The organism is Nocardia carnea, assembly GCF_029868855.1.
In the GTDB taxonomy this organism is placed as follows: domain Bacteria; phylum Actinomycetota; class Actinomycetes; order Mycobacteriales; family Mycobacteriaceae; genus Nocardia; species Nocardia carnea_A.
In genome coordinates this window covers 13689-28332 of record NZ_JARWOV010000327.1, presented here as the reverse complement: position 1 = coordinate 28332, position 14644 = coordinate 13689, and the positions used below count along the sequence as shown (strand labels likewise).

Below are 14644 nucleotides of genomic sequence, written 5' to 3'. Positions count from 1 at the left end.
GGCGAAGGAGGTCGCCGGGAGGGTCGCGGGCCGATACGCCGCCCCTGTTGGCCCCGGCCGCACCCCCGCGCCGGCGCGCCGACCCCCCCCGGGGGCGCCGGCCGCCAGGTCCGGCGACCGCCTGGGAACCAAAGAAGAGCTGCGCAACCGGTGCGGCGTTTCGGTCGGCACATTCAACGAGGCCCTGCGGCTGGCCCAGACCCGTGGCGTCGTGACGGTACGCCCCGGACCGGGCGGAGGCCTCTTCGCAAGCCGCCAGTCCCCCATGGTGCGGTTGGGCAATTCCGTCCTGGCGTTGGACGAAGACGCAGCGTCGGTCGCCGAAGCGGTCCGCATCCGCAATGCGCTGGACCCGCTGCTGGTCGAGGATGCGCTACGACACGCCTCGGCAGACGATGTGCAGGCGATGCGGCGAGAACAGGACCGGATGCGGATCGCGGCCACCGAATTGGACGGGACCGCGTTCATCCGCGCGAACTGGGCACTGCACGCCCGGATCGCCGAGTCGAGTCCCCACGCGATGTTGCGGTCGTTCTACCTCAGCCTGCTGGAGATCATCGAGTCACACACACTCTCTGCCACCACTCCCGCGGATGAGCCGCTCCCCGAGTACATCGAGAGCCGCTATGACCTGCACGCCCGGCTGGTGGACGCAATTGCCGACCGCGACCGGGCGAAAGCCGCCGAACTGATCCGCGAACACAATGCCACGACCGTCGCCGGACCTGCCGGCGACGGTACGGAGCTGTCCTCGCTCACCCCCTGATGCATTGTGCGGCTCGGCCGAACGCTTGCACCGCGGCCACACCGCGCTGGGCAGACACCCTCCCAGCCAGCCGCTTTTCCGACCTCTCAGGTCAGTACAGCCAGCACTCGATTCTCCTGTACCGCCGAGGCCGGTGCGCGTGAATTCATCACCGGGCCCGGTCTTTCCGTCGCCGAAGAGCACGCGATAGCCCACGGCAATGCGCAGCGGTAGTTCCGCCCGACAGCCTCCGTCGACCGGTAGTCACAGCCCGAGTGCCCGGCCGCATGACGCCGGCCGCATCAGGCCGGGGGCTCAACACTCCTGCGGAGAATTTTGCCCGTAGGGCCCTTGGGCAGGCCGGCGACGAACCAGACCCGGCGGGGATACTTGTAGTCCGCCATCCGTTCTCGAACGAAGGCGATTATTTCGGCGGCGTCGGCCTGCGCACCGTTCTTGAGTGACACAGCGGCGCCGATTTGTTCCCCGAAATGCGCGTCTTCGATCCCGATCACGGCCGCCTCGGCAACGGCCGGGTGCTCGTACAGGACCTCCTCGACTTCGCGTGGATACACGTTGTATCCACCTCTGATGATGAGATCCTTCTTCCGGTCCACGATGGTGTAGTAGCCATCGCGATCTCGCGTCGCGATGTCCCCGGTACGGAACCAGCCGTCCACGACGGATTCCTCGGTCGCCCTCGGGCGGCCCCAGTATCCCTTCATCACGTTCTCGCCCTTGATCTCGATCTCTCCGGGCTGATCGGGTTCGTGCAGTTCATTGCCGTCGTCATCGACCAGGCGAAGCAGGCAACCGCGGACCGGAATTCCGATCGTTCCGGGCTTGCGCGGCGTTCCGGGCCGGTTGAAACAAGCGATCGGCGCGGTTTCCGAGAGTCCATAGCCTTCGTATACCTCGCACCCGAACTTTTCCTCGAAGGACTTCAAGACCTCGACGGGCATCGGCGCGCCTCCGACGATGCAGCAGCGGAGATTCGAGAGATCTGCGGAATCGGCCTGGGGCATATTCAGCAGCGCCGAGTACATGGTGGGAACGCCCTCCATAACCGTCACCTTGTCCCGCACGAGAACTCGCAGCGCGCTTTCCGCATCGAACCTGGGAATCAGCGTGAGCAGGGCTCCCGACTTCACCACGGCGTTCAATCCACAAGTCAGTCCGAACACATGGAACAGCGGCAAGCATCCCAGGACGACGTCATCAGGAGTTGTCTGGATGAGCGTATCGACGGTGGTGGCAGCATTCGTCGACATGTTGCCATGAGTGAGTTCCGCGCCTTTGGGATTGCCCGTCGTCCCGGAGGTGTAGAGCAGCACAGCGGTGTCGTCCCGGCGGCGCAGCACGGGTCCGGTGACCGGGCGGCCGAGAAGATCCGCTGCGGCCGGGCCCAGGTCGTCGACCAGCAACGCCGGGATGCCCGCGTCGCGTGCGGCTTCCGACACCACGCTGCCCGCTGCCCGAGCGCCGTAGACGAGGGACATCCCGGAGTCTTCCAGGTAATATGCGACCTCGCGCGCCTTCAGCAGGGGGTTCATCGGCACCGCGACGGCGCCCGCCATCAGCACCCCGTAGAAGAGGACAGGAAACGCCGGCACGTTCGGCAGCACGATGCCGACACGATCACCGGCCTGGATGCCCCGGGCTTGCAGATCGCCCGCCACGGCTGCGGCCGCTCGCTCGAGTTCCGAATAGTTCAGCGTCGTGTTGTCGAGTCGGATGGCCGGCCGGTCGCCCAGGGAGCGAGCGGTGTCGATGAGATTGTTTGCGAGATTCGAAGACATGGAGGCGTATTCCTTGTTGGATCTGGGTGGCGCCACGAGGCATTCGGATGCGCCGGCGGCTCGACCGGCTCGACAGGGTGGTCGGAAGCTCGTGGGCGGACTCGACGAAACGCCGCTTGGAGAAACCCCGCGGCCCTAACCGGCCGACTCGGTCCGCTCCGCGTCGACGCGATCGGCTCGAATCGGATTCCTGTCGACTGCGGCAGGAGCGGCGAGGGCCGCTGTGGCCGTATGGAAGCGTGGGCCGCACATCGCAACTGCAGTAAGTATGTGCGGCCCACTGGTTGTCCCGTTCGCGCTACTGGAGGGCTACCCGAAAGACCTGGAACTCGATCACGGGACCCGGTGTGATCCGACCCTGTCCGACGAAGATGGTCTGGTTGACCCAGCCGTACCTGGGGTCACCGCTCTCGAGCCGAGGCGTCGTCACGAAGTAGTGATCGCCGAAATTCGTACTCGAATCTCCCCCTGTCAGGGCGGCTTCAGCCGCTTCGGTGACCTCGACCAGTCCCTGGTAGCTCATGTAGATGACGGCACCGTCGTTCGTATCGAACTGCGCGCGCACGTCCAACCGCCCGAATCCGTCATCGCCGGCGAGAAGCCAGTCGCCGCCGCCGATGGCCGCATGCCCGCTGAGTCGATCGCCCGTCACGGTGCCGCCGGTCACAGGGAGTACCTGCCGCAGACCGTACGGTCCGGGACCGACGATCTGCGGCGCACCCAACTCCGCCGTGTAGGAGAATTCTGGGATGAGCTTCACTTGGTGACCTCCAGGCCCGCGGCGGCCATAACTGTCGACATGCCTTCGGCGATGAGCTCGGTGCCGAAGGCTTGTTCGACGATATTCGGATCGAAGTACTCGCGAATCAACGTGACCTTGCCGTCTCTGATCCGCATGTGCGTGCAGTAGGTGTTCGCGTAGATATTCCCGTTCTGCACGACGGTTGCCCGACCCTGCAGCTCGAGAACGAAGAGCTCGGGATCTGTCGTGTCGTGGACGACCAGCGAATCGATCGCCAGATCGGGAACGGATCCGAAGAACCAGTCGACGAAGTGGCCGATCAGCGCGCGGCCGGGTACCGACTTCGCGAGCGGCTCGGGAGCGAAGGGCATTTCCCAGACTGCGTCTTCTGCGAACCAGCCCTTCCACTCCTCGAGCTCTGCCCCGGTCGGCGGTCCACCCTCGAGATCACTCCAAAAACTGTCTACTACCTTGCGATTTTCCGCTTGTGTACTCACAGTCGCCTCCTTCTGTGCGGCCTGGTCACGACCGATTGCCAGTCGCCGTAGAGTCAGAGAATGCCCGAACTGTCGGTGATAGTCAACACACTGTCGATAGCCGGGAATGGGCCACAGTTCCGCAAATCGACAATGTGTTGACTATGCTCCACTGCGAGTCTAGTCTCAGGGTCTGGTTCGGCCTGCGAGCCGCCGCGCATCGACTGCGGACGTGGATCCCGGCGGTGGCATCCCGCATCTCAACCTTGCATTCGGCTTTTAGGAGACGTGATGAGCACATTGACCAATCGGCTGTATCGATTGCGGAGTCGACCAGAGGGAGAAGTAACAGCGGCGAATCTCGAGTGGACCGAAGAGCCGGTCACCGAGATTTCCGAAGGGCAGGCGCTCATCCGCACGCACTATCTGTCTGTGGACCCCACCAATCGGGTGTGGATGAGCGCGATGCGTTCCTACATACCGCCGGTCGAGCTCGACGCCGTTATGCGGGGGGCCGGCGTGGGGCAGGTAGTAGCCAGCATGCGCGAGGATCTCCCGGTCGGCGCGTTTGTCGTGGGATTGACGGGTTGGCAGGACTACTGCGTGGCCGATGCAGCGAGTGAGGATATGCCGTTCACAGTCCTACCCGATCCGTTGCCCGCCCCTCTCCCCGCGTTCGTCGGAGTACTGGGCCACACCGGAATATCGGCCTTCCTCGGAGTCGAGTTCGGCGATCCGAAGCCGGGTGAGACGTTCTTCGTCTCGGGTGCGGCGGGAGCAGTGGGGTCCGTCGCCGGCCAGCTCGCGAAACGCCGGGGAGCCCGGGTGGTCGGGATCGCCGGCGGTGCCGAGAAATGCCGGTACCTGGTAGAAGAGTTCGGCTTCGATGCCTGCGTCGATCGGCATGCCGATGACTGGAAGGCGCAACTCGATCTCGCCACCCCCGACGGAATCGACGTGGATTTCGAGAACGTGGGCGGAGAGATCATGGATCATGCACTCGGCCGACTCAACATCGGTGCGCGAATCACGCTCTGCGGTCTGATATCCGAGTACAACGACTACAATTCCACCGGCACCCCGCGCGGTCTACGTAACCTCAGTCAACTACTGATGCAGCGTGCCACCCTGCGAGGTTTCATCGTTTTCGATCATGTCGATCGGTACGGCGAGATCATCGGGCAGCTGTCGCAGGATCTCGACGTCGGCGCCTTGCGCGCCGAGGAGACCGTGGTCGACGGCCTGGAGAATGCGCGACACACCCTCAATCGCAGTCTCGCAGGCGAAAACAGGGGGAAGGTCGTGATCAAAGTACTCACCGACGCGACCGAAACCATCGACGGAGTTTCTCGCTGAGACCATCTGCCGCAGCTTCCACCACGCAGTCTCGATGCGCTCGTGGTCTCGGGGCGTGTCCCCCCTTTATCCGCGAGCGCATCCGGAGCTGCAGATTCTGGGTCACCGGCCCCGAACGGGTCTTTGCGCTCAGACCGTGGTCGTAGCGGGCCGTTCGGGTCCCGCGCGATGAGCTCTGGCGTGTAGGCACTTTCCGACCAGGTACGCGATGCACCGAGCCTGAACCGCACAGCACGGCCAGGCCACCGACGACCCGGCAGTACCTCCACTGCCGGTCCGTCACTCGGATGTCTGCGACCACCTCTCGCCCCGGCCATACCGGCACAGACGAGCGCCCTCCACACCCGTCTAGCGCAGCAACCTGGAGAACTTCTCCGCGAAGCTGACGATGGCGCGTTCGCCCTCCTCCAGCACGCCGGCCATCAGGAAGAAGCTATGCGGCATCCCCGCATACTCGCGGAGCTCGGATCCGACACCCGCAGCCTCCAAATCGGCCGAATAGCGCCGAGCATCATCTGACACCGGATCTACTTCCGCGCTGAAAATCAGCGCGGGAGGCGATCCCGCCAGGCTTTCCTTCATCAATGGTGATGCGGCCGGGGACCGTCGAGTTTGTGCATTCGGGAAATACTGATCGATACACCATTCCAGAACAGAGCGTGGCAAAATCGGCGCCTGACTGTATCGCTCGACAGAAGTACTCGAGAGGGTTGCATCGAGCACCGGGCACAGCAGCCCTTGTGCCTTCACCATTGCCCCGCCGGCGCGGTCCCCGATGCCCACCGCGGTCGCCGCCGCGAGCATCGCTCCGGCCGAGTCACCGGCAACCGCCAGAGCATTGCTGTCGATACGCAATTCATCGGAGTGATCCGACACCCAGCAGAAGCAGTCCATCGCGTCGTCGTGAGCGCTGGGAAAGGTTGCCTCGGGAGCGAGTCGATACGCGACAGCGATAACACCGAACCCGCCCCGGATACTCAACTCCCGGCACAACCGGTCATGTGATTCGAGACTGCCTCTGACGAATCCGCCGCCATGAAAGTAGACGACACCGGGTACGGCACCTACCGCGCCTTTCGGTCGATAACTGCGCGCCCTGACAACCCTGCCGGGAAGGTGGATTTCGAAATCTCGCACGTCGCATTCGGCACTCGGCTCACCTGCCAGCGCAACCAACTTCTCACCGGCGGATCTGTAGGAGTCGATCGATACTTCCCAGGGCAGTGCTGGTGGGTTTGCGGAAAGCGAAGCGAGCAGTTCTCGCACCTGTGTATCCAATTCTGCTTTTGTCATTACCGAACCGCACCATCGTCCACGCGGCAATTATCCGCTTCCTGCATCGTCATCAGTCCTTATCGAAGTCGTGGCCCCCACAGACTCGGCGCCTGCAGCGCATGCGGGTGAAGGGATTCTGCACTCAATGTTGATAGTTGTCAACACAGTGTCGAACACACGTTCAAGACCACGGAACCCCGGCTGCCACCCCGGCATAGACCGCCCCGAACGGCGGATTCAGAACTCTGGACACATCGTTGACTTTAATCAACGGTGAGTCTAGTCTCACTTCTACCAAGCCAGATATCAGCTACTCGCCACGGCGAGTGAACGAAAGGATCCCCCCATGACCATCGAGTCCGGTGTCGATCAGATCCAGCCGTCGACGACCCGAAACGGGGAGAGTTACGTCTCGCATCGCGAGGACGTGCATTTCACCATGACCGGCGATTTCATGACCGGGGTGGATTTCTGGATTCATGCGACCGGAGAAACCACCCAAGGTCAGTTGATCGTCATCGAAACGAACTGGGTTCGTGGAACCGAACCGGTTTGGCATATTCATCACCGCGAAGAAGAAGGCTTCTTCGTGATGAGCGGTGAGATCAAAATTCACACCGAAGCAGGGTCCTACAGTGCGGGCGCCGGGCAGTTTGTGTGGGGACGCAAGGACCAGCGGCACACTTATGAGGTCATCGGAGAAGAGGCGAGGATTCTCGTCGTTTTCGTGCCGGGACCGGCCGGCAGTTTCGAGCCCGGCGGCGGCATCGACAAGTACTTCTACGAAGCCCGCGATCGAGAATTGCGCACTCCCGAACAGCTCGCGGCAGAGGTGGAGAACCTCAAGACCAATTACGGCCTGGAAATGTTCCCCGAACTGCCCCATCCCCGGGAGACGCAGGCCTGATCATTCGAGCAACACTTCGCCACTTCGCTGATTTGGAGTATCTGTGACTACCAACGGTGTCCATCTCGAAACCGTTCCGCACTGGATCGACGGCGCTTCCGTGAGTTGTGCGGGCGCGCCACAATCGGAAATCGTAGACCCCGCGACAGGTCGTGCATTGCGGACGGTCGAGCTGGGCGGCGCCGACGTGGTCGACAAGGCTGTTGCCGGCGCACAGAGCGCAGCGGAAGCGTGGGCATCGACGCCGACCCCCGTTCGGGCGACGATCCTCCTGGCATTTCGCGCACTTCTGCTGGAACACACCGAAGAACTCGCATCTATCATCACCGCTGAGCAAGGAAAGACTCTTGCCGACGCGAGGGGCGAGGTGGCCCGTTCTGTCGAAGCCGTCGAAGTTGCGACATCCGCAGTTCAACAACTCAAAGGCGAGTTCGCAGAACAAGTCTCCCGAGGTGTCGACACATACTCCTTCCGCCAACCGTTAGGAGTGTGTGCCGGCATCACACCGTTCAACTTCCCCGTTATGGTGCCGGTGTCGATGTTCGCGGCAGCGATCGCGTGCGGCAACTCGTTCGTTCTCAAACCGAGCGAGAAGGTGCCATCGGCCTCCGTGCGACTGGCGCAACTGTTCGCCGAGGCCGGCCTGCCCAACGGTGTCTTCAACGTCGTGCACGGCGGAGTCGACGCAGTGAACGCACTGATCATCCATCCCGGCGTCGCCGCGATTTCTTTCGTCGGCTCCACTCCGGTCGCCCGTGAGATCTACCGCCGCTCCGCCGAGGCCGGCAAGAAGGTGCAGGCATTGGGCGGGGCGAACAATCACTTGGTCGTAATGCCCGACGCCGACCTGGACGCGGCTGCGGATGCGTTGGTATCGGCGGCATATGGCGCTGCCGGTCAGCGATGCATGGCGGTAACCGTGGCCGTGGCTGTCGGCGACATTGCCGACCAACTGGTCGCGGAGACCGCTCGACGAGCCGAGGCCTTCCGTACGGGGCCGGGGGACGCGGATGGTTCCGATATGGGGCCACTGATCTCGGAGACCGCCATCGAACGAGTCCGCGGCGCCCTCGAGGTAGCTGCCGGCCAAGGCGGCACCGTCGTCGTAGACGGCCGGAACTACAGCACCGAGGCCGCGGGGAACTTCATCGGTCCAAGTCTGGTCGACCACGTCCGGACAGACAGCGACCTCTACAAAGAGGAGATCTTCGGCCCGGTCCTCAGCGTGGTTCGCGTCGACGATCTCGAGGAGGCTCTGCGCGTCGTCAACGCGAGCCCGTACGGAAACGGCGCGTCGATCTTCACCGCGAGCGGGGTAGCGGGACGCCGGTTCGCCCACAATGTACGGGCAGGAAGCGTCGGGATCAATGTCCCTATTCCGGTACCGATTTCGTGGTTCGGTTTCGGCGGCTGGGGCGACTCACGCTTCGGTGATGACGGGCTGAACTATGACGCCTATCGGTTCTACACCAAGGCGAAGGTGATCACCCAGCGTTGGACCGAACCTCGCCAGGGTGTCGCACCGCATTTCGTTGCCGCCGGAAGACAATGACGATGTCGAAGCTTTCATGGGATTCGGCCACCGGAGCCGAAGTGCAGTTCCCGCGTCTCGATCACGTCGGAATACTGGTTCGCGATATGGAACACACACTGGCCCAGTGGCGGAGCAGATTCGGGGTGTCCGTCGCATCCACGTTCGAAGCTCCCTCGCTCGATATCCGCGCAACTTTTCTGGCCTTGGACTCGGCATATATCGAGCTGTACACGATAGATGAGCCGAAGGCCCTCGATCGCGCACTCGGCGGTGCATCGGCGAAAATTGATCATATCGCTCTCCGGTTCGGTAAGGCCCTGAGCGACGTCGAACTGAGCGGATGCACTATCCGAGGACCCGGCCGGCCCGATCCGATCAGCGCACCATTCCAGATCGCCGGCTCGGATCATATCTGGACCGAGCCTCCTGGAATCAATGTCCTGCTACAGCTGATCACTCCGACCGGGTAGCGCGAAACCGCACAGCAGCAATAATTTACGACAATCCCACTCAAAGAGGAGAATATAATGGGAAGAATGGATGGAAAAGTCGCCCTGGTGACCGGAGCGGCGCGTGGAATGGGGCGGGCGCACGCAGTTCGCCTCGCCGAAGAAGGGGCTGACATTCTTGCCCTCGACTGCCCACCCGACACCGGTCTCCCCTATCCCACTGGATCGCGTGAAGAACTCCAGATCACCGTCAAAGAGGTCAAGGGATTGGGTCGGCGTATCATTGCGCACGAGGGAGACGTCCGGAAGCAGTCCTCGATTGATAATCTGGTTGCCGAGGGCGTGAAAGCATTCGGCGGCCTGGACGTTGCCGTCGCGAATGCCGGCATTTGGACAGTTCGCCCGTTCGCCGATATTCCTGAAGACGAGTTCGCGGCGGTTCTCGACGTCAACATCACCGGAGTATGGCGAACGCTGAAAGCTGTCGCGCCGGCGATCAAGGCGCGGGGTGGCGGTTCGATTATCGTCACATCCTCCGGAAACGGCGTTGAGGGGTCGCCGCACTATGTGCACTACGTCGCCTCGAAACACGGTGTTATCGGGCTCGCCAAGAGTGCGGCGCTCGAGTTCGGGCAGTACGGGATCAGGGTCAATATCCTGCTTCCAGGGCCGACCGACACCCCTGCGCTCGATTGGCAGGGGGGCTACGACCTCTGTTCCGGCAAGGGCCCCGGACAGGGGGTCAAAGAGGATCTCCAAGGTGCAAAGTACTGGTCCGTCCTGCGCGACGTCGGGCTGCTTCCTCCGCGCGCCATGAGCGACGCCGTACTGTGGCTGGCATCCGACGAGTCACGTTGGACAACCGGATTGGAGATGCTCGTCGACGGCGGCCATATGCTTATGCCTGGGTTGAACATGGCGAAAATGGCCGCGGATCAACAGCAGTAAAGTCACTCCTCTGCCGAGTTGCACAGTACGAGTATTTCGGCGGACTCGGTGTGTGCCCAACGGCGATGCCAACCGAATACGTACCAATCGCAGCGAACCGCTCTCTCGGAAGTCGGTTCGCTGCGATCGATCTATTCGAATCGGCCTTACCGGGATTAAAACTACCGCTCAGGTATTTTTCGTGGTTCCCGCGTATTCGAGGCCGAACACTGTTCTCAGCCACACGGTCGTCACCGTCTCGACCATATCTTCCATGCGGATCGCATTCTCGCTGCGCATGCTCATGAGGCCGAGGTTCCTCTCACCCATCCACATGAGCGCTGCCGCCAGCGAACGAGCCGGCGGACCGTCGATAGCCACACCCGCGGATCTGTCGCGCTCGATAGCGGCGGCGGCAGCATCGATGAATCCACCCAGGATTTTGTCCCACTGCGCCTGTAGGGCAGGTTCCGCCGCCGCGGCATCACCGACTTCGCGAAGAATATGACCGTGCTTCTCCCATACGTCTACAACTTCGGAGACCGCGTGCTCTATCGCGACCTCCGGCGAAACACCGGCCGGCCGATCGAAAATCATTGTGGATGCTTTGAAAACATCGTCGGTAACGCTCGACAGAAGCGCCGAAAGCACCTGCCACTTGGATTCGAAATAGAAATAGAAGGAGGATCGCGACAATCCTGCACTCTTGGTGAGGTCATCGATCGAGACCGTACGCATCGACTGGGTGCGCAGGGTTTCATATGCTCCCTTGAGGATCGCTTGCTCTCGCATGTCACCTTTGAGATTGCGCCTGCCGGCCCGGGGTTCGGTGCCGTTGAGACCATTCGAGAACGAAGCCGCCATGCCCCTATCGTAGTGACTGGCCCCAGGCAACGCGACAACGCACCTTCGGAGTCGGATCGTTGTCATCGGAATTCGATTGGTGAGTCGTTGCACCCCCGGATTGCCGGCAATCCACAACTGGCGGCGTGGGCCGTTGCGGTGTCAGCCGAGGCGTTCGATGATGGTCGCGTTGGCCATTCCGCCGCCTTCACACATGGTTTGAAGGCCGTAGCGGCCGCCGGTGTCCTCGAGATAGTTGACCATTGTCGCCAGCAACCGTGTCCCGGAGCCGCCGAGGGGATGGCCGAGGGCAATCGCGCCGCCACGGGGGTTGAGCTTGGCCGGGTCCGCATCGAACTCTGCCGCCCACGCGAGCGGTACCGGCGCGAACGCCTCGTTGACCTCGTACGCGTCGATGTCGTCGATCGCAAGTCCGGCCTTCTCGAGGATTTTGTGCGTCGCGGGGATCGGGCCGGTCAGCATGATTTCCGGGTCTGACCCCACGACAGCGAAGCTGTGGAACCGGGCACGCGGAGTCAGCCCGAGCTGTCCGGCCTTCTCTTCGCTCATGATCAGTGCCGCGCTGGCGCCGTCGGTCAACGGGGAGGAGTTTCCCGCAGTGATGTGCCATCCGATCTCCGGGTACCGACCGGCCATCTCGTCGTCGTAGAACGACGGCTTCAAACCGGCCAGCCCTGCTACGGACGTCGTCGCCCGGATGGTCTCGTCCGCGCTGTGGAGGCTGCCGCCGGGAAGCGCGATGGGGACTGTCTCCCGGCCGAAGTCGCCGCCGGTGGCCGCGGTCGCGGCGCGGCGGTGCGACTCGGCGGCGAACGTGTCGAGAGCCTCGCGGTCGAGTTTCCATCGGGCGGCGATCCGTTCGGCGCCGATGCCCTGGTCGGGCAGAGACGGGAATCGCTTCTCCAGGGGCGCCCTGGGCTGCCCCCCGCGTACCGAGGAGAACATCGGGGCGCGGCTCATCGATTCGACACCGCCGGCGATCACGACGTCGTACGCGCCGGCGATAACGCCCTGGGCGGCGAAGTGTGCCGCCTGCTGCGAGGAACCGCATTGCCGGTCGACGCTGGTGCCGGGCACCTCGATCGGGAAACCTGCGGCCAGGACAGCGTTGCGGGCGATGTTGAGGGCTTGGTCGCCTGCCTGGGTCACACAGCCGGCGATCACATCGTCGACAACCGCCGGATCGAGGTCGTTGCGCTCGCCGAGCGAGGTGAGCAGGGTTGCCAACAGGTCGACCGGGTGGACCCCGGAAAGAGCACCGCCTGGTTTGCCCTTTCCGGAGGCGGTCCGGACGATATCGACGATGACAGCGGAGTTCATGGTGGTGGCTTCCTTCCGGCCGGTGTTGCGAATCAGCGAGGTGCCAGTCGCAGGGCCCCATCCATGCGGATGGTCTCGCCGTTGAGGTAGTCGTGCTCGATGATGAACGCGACGAGGTCGGCGTATTCGGATGGCCGCGCGAGGCGCTTGGGGAATGGCACACCCGCGGCGAGGCTCTCCCGGACTTCCTCGCTGAGGGTGGCGAGCATAGGAGTGTCGACGATTCCCGGGGCCACCGTGTTCACGCGGATGCCGTGCTGGGCGAGGTCGCGGGCGGCCGGGAGGGTGAGGCCGACCACGCCGCCCTTCGAGGACGAGTAGGCCGCCTGTCCGATCTGGCCTTCGAACGCCGCGACCGATGCGGTGTTGACGATGACACCACGTTGGGCGTGGTCGAGTGGTTCGGTTCTCGCGATCGCCTCGGCGGCGAGTGCGAGCACGGTGAAGGTACCGATCAGGTTGACCTCGACGATCTTGGCGTAGTGGGCCAGGTCGTGGACGCCGGTCCGGCCCAGGATGCGGGCGGGTGTTCCGATGCCGGCGCAGTTGACGACGATTCGCAGCGGACCTTGCTCGGCGGCGTGCGCGACCGCGGCCCGTACCTGGCCTTCGCTGGTGACGTCGGCCTCGAGGTAGGTGACGCCGTCGATCCGAGGGGCGGTGGCGATATCGAGGTCGAGCCCGAAGACGCGGGCGCCCTTCGCCGCGAGTGCCGCGGCGGTCGCGTTGCCGAGCCCGGAGGTGGCGCCGGTGACGACGGCCGCGACATTGTCGATCTGCATGATTCTCATTCCATGGTGTCGGTCGATGGGTGGTGGTCAGCTCGTACGAGGTTTCCGGTCATCTGGGCCAGTCCACGCTGAGGTACTGCGTTTCCTGGTATTCGCGCAGGCCGTCGCGCGATCCCTCGCGCCCCAGGCCGCTCTGCTTCACGCCGCCGAATGGCGCCGACGGGTCGGAGACCATGCCGCGGTTGATCCCCACCATGCCGACCTCGAGCCGCTCGGCGATGCGGATGGCGCGAGCCAGGTCGCCGGCGAACACATAGGCCGCCAGACCGAGCTCGGAGTCGTTGATGTGGTCGATGAGGTCGTCCTCGTCGGTCCATTCGAGGATCGGGGCAACAGGTCCGAAGATTTCTTCGCTCACGATCGTGGAGTCGCGGGCGACGTCGACGAGGACGGTCGGTGGGTAGAAGTGACCGGGCGCTGCGGGCAGTTCCGCCGCGTAGGCCACCCGCGCTCCGTTGCGGACGGCGAGCTCCACGGCGTCGCTGACGCGTTGCCGCTCGTCCGCGCTCACCATCGGGCCGATCACGGCACCGTCGAGCGCCGGGCCGACCGTCAATTTTTCGACTGCGGCAACGAAGGCGTCCAGGAACGGCCGGGCGACATCGGCGTGGACGTAGACGCGGTTGGCTGCCGTGCAAGCTTGTCCGCCGTTGCGGAACTTGGCCACCAGCGTGCCCTCGACAGCCGCTGCCACGTCCGCGTCCTCGGTCACGATGACGGGTGCGTTGCCGCCCAGCTCCATCGACGCGTTGACGATGCGGTCCGCGGCCTGGTGCAGCAGCCGGCGCCCGACCTCGGTGGAGCCGGTGAACGAGATCTTGCGGACGCGGTCGTCCGCCATCCAGGCGGAGACCACCGCGCCGGAGCTCCGTGTCGTCACCACCTCGAGGACTCCCTCGGGGAGACCGGCCGCGCCGAGAATCTCGGCAATCGCGAGCATGGTGAGCGGAGTGAGCGCTGCCGGTTTGACGACCGCCGTGCAACCAGCGGCCAGCGCGGGTGCGATCTTGCGGGTGGCCATCGCCGCGGGGAAGTTCCACGGAGTCACCAGCGCTGCGACCCCGGCGGGTCTGCGCGTCACGATCGTGCGGGCCTCCCCCGACGGTGAGTTGCCGTACTCACCGTCGGCGCGCACCGCCTCCTCGGAATACCAGCGGAAGAACTCGGCGGCGTAGACCACCTCGTCGGTCGCGTCCTGGACAGATTTCCCGTTCTCGCGCGAGATCAGCGTGGCCAGCTCGTCTCGGTCGCGCAGCATCAGCTCGTACGCGCGGCGCAGAACGTCGGCACGGCGGCGCGGGGCGGCGCCCGACCAGCTCGGGAACGCGGCCGCAGCACGGCCGACCGCGGCTCTGGCGTAGGCCGGGCCGAGGTCGCGGACGTGCCCGACGACCTCGAGGGTGGCCGGATCCTCCACTGCGAAGGTCGGCGTGGTGATCTGATCGATCATGGTGGCTGC

General features: G+C 64.0%; 14 protein-coding genes. 6 read left to right on the top strand and 8 right to left on the bottom strand.

From position 1 onward, the window contains the following. Positions 1-766: FadR/GntR family transcriptional regulator (locus QH195_RS33445; protein ID WP_280438343.1), on the top strand; the 766-nt coding region annotated here is incomplete at its 5' end. A 281-nt stretch (positions 767-1047) separates the two neighbouring features. Here QH195_RS33445 and QH195_RS33440 read toward each other — a convergent pair. The 3 genes from QH195_RS33440 to QH195_RS33430 form a co-directional block, all read right to left on the bottom strand. Continuing rightward, positions 1048-2544: a long-chain-fatty-acid--CoA ligase gene (locus QH195_RS33440; protein ID WP_280438342.1), complete on the bottom strand. Its 1497-nt coding sequence runs from the start codon at positions 2542-2544 to the stop codon at positions 1048-1050. Between the two features lie 298 nt (positions 2545-2842). Further along, entirely contained in the window at positions 2843-3304 is a 462-nt protein-coding gene (locus tag QH195_RS33435; protein WP_280438341.1) for a DUF3237 domain-containing protein, read from the bottom strand. Beyond that, positions 3301-3783: a nuclear transport factor 2 family protein gene (locus tag QH195_RS33430; protein ID WP_280402513.1), complete on the bottom strand. Its 483-nt coding sequence runs from the start codon at positions 3781-3783 to the stop codon at positions 3301-3303. The genes QH195_RS33435 and QH195_RS33430 overlap by 4 nt, the downstream gene beginning before the upstream one ends. A gap of 270 nt (positions 3784-4053) precedes the next feature. On the opposite strand from QH195_RS33430, the gene QH195_RS33425 reads away from it, so the two are divergent. Further along, positions 4054-5118 carry an NADP-dependent oxidoreductase gene (locus QH195_RS33425; protein ID WP_280438340.1) on the top strand — a complete coding sequence of 355 codons (1065 nt, stop codon included), beginning with the start codon at positions 4054-4056 and terminating at the stop codon, positions 5116-5118. A gap of 348 nt (positions 5119-5466) precedes the next feature. On the opposite strand, the gene QH195_RS33420 is transcribed toward QH195_RS33425, so the two are convergent. After that, on the bottom strand, positions 5467-6411 hold the full coding sequence (locus QH195_RS33420) for an alpha/beta hydrolase (RefSeq protein ID WP_280438339.1): 945 nt from the start codon (positions 6409-6411) through the stop codon (positions 5467-5469). Between the two features lie 328 nt (positions 6412-6739). On the opposite strand from QH195_RS33420, the gene QH195_RS33415 reads away from it, so the two are divergent. Genes QH195_RS33415 through QH195_RS33400 form a run of 4 tightly spaced genes read left to right on the top strand, consistent with a single transcriptional unit; the run spans position 6740 to position 10231 of the window. Then, positions 6740-7300: a cupin domain-containing protein gene (locus QH195_RS33415; protein ID WP_280402516.1), complete on the top strand. Its 561-nt coding sequence runs from the start codon at positions 6740-6742 to the stop codon at positions 7298-7300. Between the two features lie 43 nt (positions 7301-7343). Next, entirely contained in the window at positions 7344-8852 is a 1509-nt protein-coding gene (locus QH195_RS33410) for a CoA-acylating methylmalonate-semialdehyde dehydrogenase (RefSeq protein WP_280438338.1), read from the top strand. Positions 8853-8854: 2 nt separating this feature from the next. After that, positions 8855-9304, top strand: coding sequence for a VOC family protein (locus QH195_RS33405; protein ID WP_280402518.1), 450 nt, complete (start codon positions 8855-8857; stop codon positions 9302-9304). A gap of 57 nt (positions 9305-9361) precedes the next feature. Further along, complete coding sequence (locus QH195_RS33400) at positions 9362-10231, top strand: mycofactocin-coupled SDR family oxidoreductase (RefSeq protein WP_280438337.1); 870 nt, start codon at positions 9362-9364, stop codon at positions 10229-10231. A 168-nt stretch (positions 10232-10399) separates the two neighbouring features. Here the strand turns inward: QH195_RS33400 and QH195_RS33395 are convergent, their stop codons facing one another. The 4 genes from QH195_RS33395 to QH195_RS33380 all read right to left on the bottom strand — a co-directional run bounded on the left by QH195_RS33395 (position 10400) and on the right by QH195_RS33380 (position 14635). Then, positions 10400-11074: a TetR/AcrR family transcriptional regulator gene (locus tag QH195_RS33395; RefSeq protein ID WP_280438336.1), complete on the bottom strand. Its 675-nt coding sequence runs from the start codon at positions 11072-11074 to the stop codon at positions 10400-10402. A gap of 141 nt (positions 11075-11215) precedes the next feature. Then, positions 11216-12394 carry a thiolase family protein gene (locus QH195_RS33390; protein WP_280438335.1) on the bottom strand — a complete coding sequence of 393 codons (1179 nt, stop codon included), beginning with the start codon at positions 12392-12394 and terminating at the stop codon, positions 11216-11218. A 32-nt stretch (positions 12395-12426) separates the two neighbouring features. Further along, positions 12427-13176 carry an SDR family NAD(P)-dependent oxidoreductase gene (locus QH195_RS33385; RefSeq protein WP_280438334.1) on the bottom strand — a complete coding sequence of 250 codons (750 nt, stop codon included), beginning with the start codon at positions 13174-13176 and terminating at the stop codon, positions 12427-12429. A gap of 58 nt (positions 13177-13234) precedes the next feature. After that, positions 13235-14635, bottom strand: a complete 1401-nt coding sequence (locus QH195_RS33380) for an NAD-dependent succinate-semialdehyde dehydrogenase (RefSeq protein ID WP_280438333.1) — start codon at positions 14633-14635, stop codon at positions 13235-13237. Between the last annotated feature and the right edge of the window lie 9 nt (positions 14636-14644).

Bases quoted from the DNA above. Each gene is read 5' to 3' on its own strand.
- QH195_RS33405 (WP_280402518.1), top strand. From the start codon at position 8,855: ATGTCGAAGCTTTCATGGGATTCGGCCACCGGAGCCGAAGTGCAGTTC.
- QH195_RS33380 (WP_280438333.1), bottom strand. From the start codon at position 14,635: ATGATCGATCAGATCACCACGCCGACCTTCGCAGTGGAGGATCCGGCC.
- QH195_RS33415 (WP_280402516.1), top strand. From the start codon at position 6,740: ATGACCATCGAGTCCGGTGTCGATCAGATCCAGCCGTCGACGACCCGA.
- QH195_RS33440 (WP_280438342.1), bottom strand. From the start codon at position 2,544: ATGTCTTCGAATCTCGCAAACAATCTCATCGACACCGCTCGCTCCCTG.
- QH195_RS33425 (WP_280438340.1), top strand. From the start codon at position 4,054: ATGAGCACATTGACCAATCGGCTGTATCGATTGCGGAGTCGACCAGAG.
- QH195_RS33390 (WP_280438335.1), bottom strand. From the start codon at position 12,394: ATGAACTCCGCTGTCATCGTCGATATCGTCCGGACCGCCTCCGGAAAG.
- QH195_RS33385 (WP_280438334.1), bottom strand. From the start codon at position 13,176: ATGCAGATCGACAATGTCGCGGCCGTCGTCACCGGCGCCACCTCCGGG.
- QH195_RS33420 (WP_280438339.1), bottom strand. From the start codon at position 6,411: ATGACAAAAGCAGAATTGGATACACAGGTGCGAGAACTGCTCGCTTCG.
- QH195_RS33400 (WP_280438337.1), top strand. From the start codon at position 9,362: ATGGGAAGAATGGATGGAAAAGTCGCCCTGGTGACCGGAGCGGCGCGT.
- QH195_RS33395 (WP_280438336.1), bottom strand. From the start codon at position 11,074: ATGGCGGCTTCGTTCTCGAATGGTCTCAACGGCACCGAACCCCGGGCC.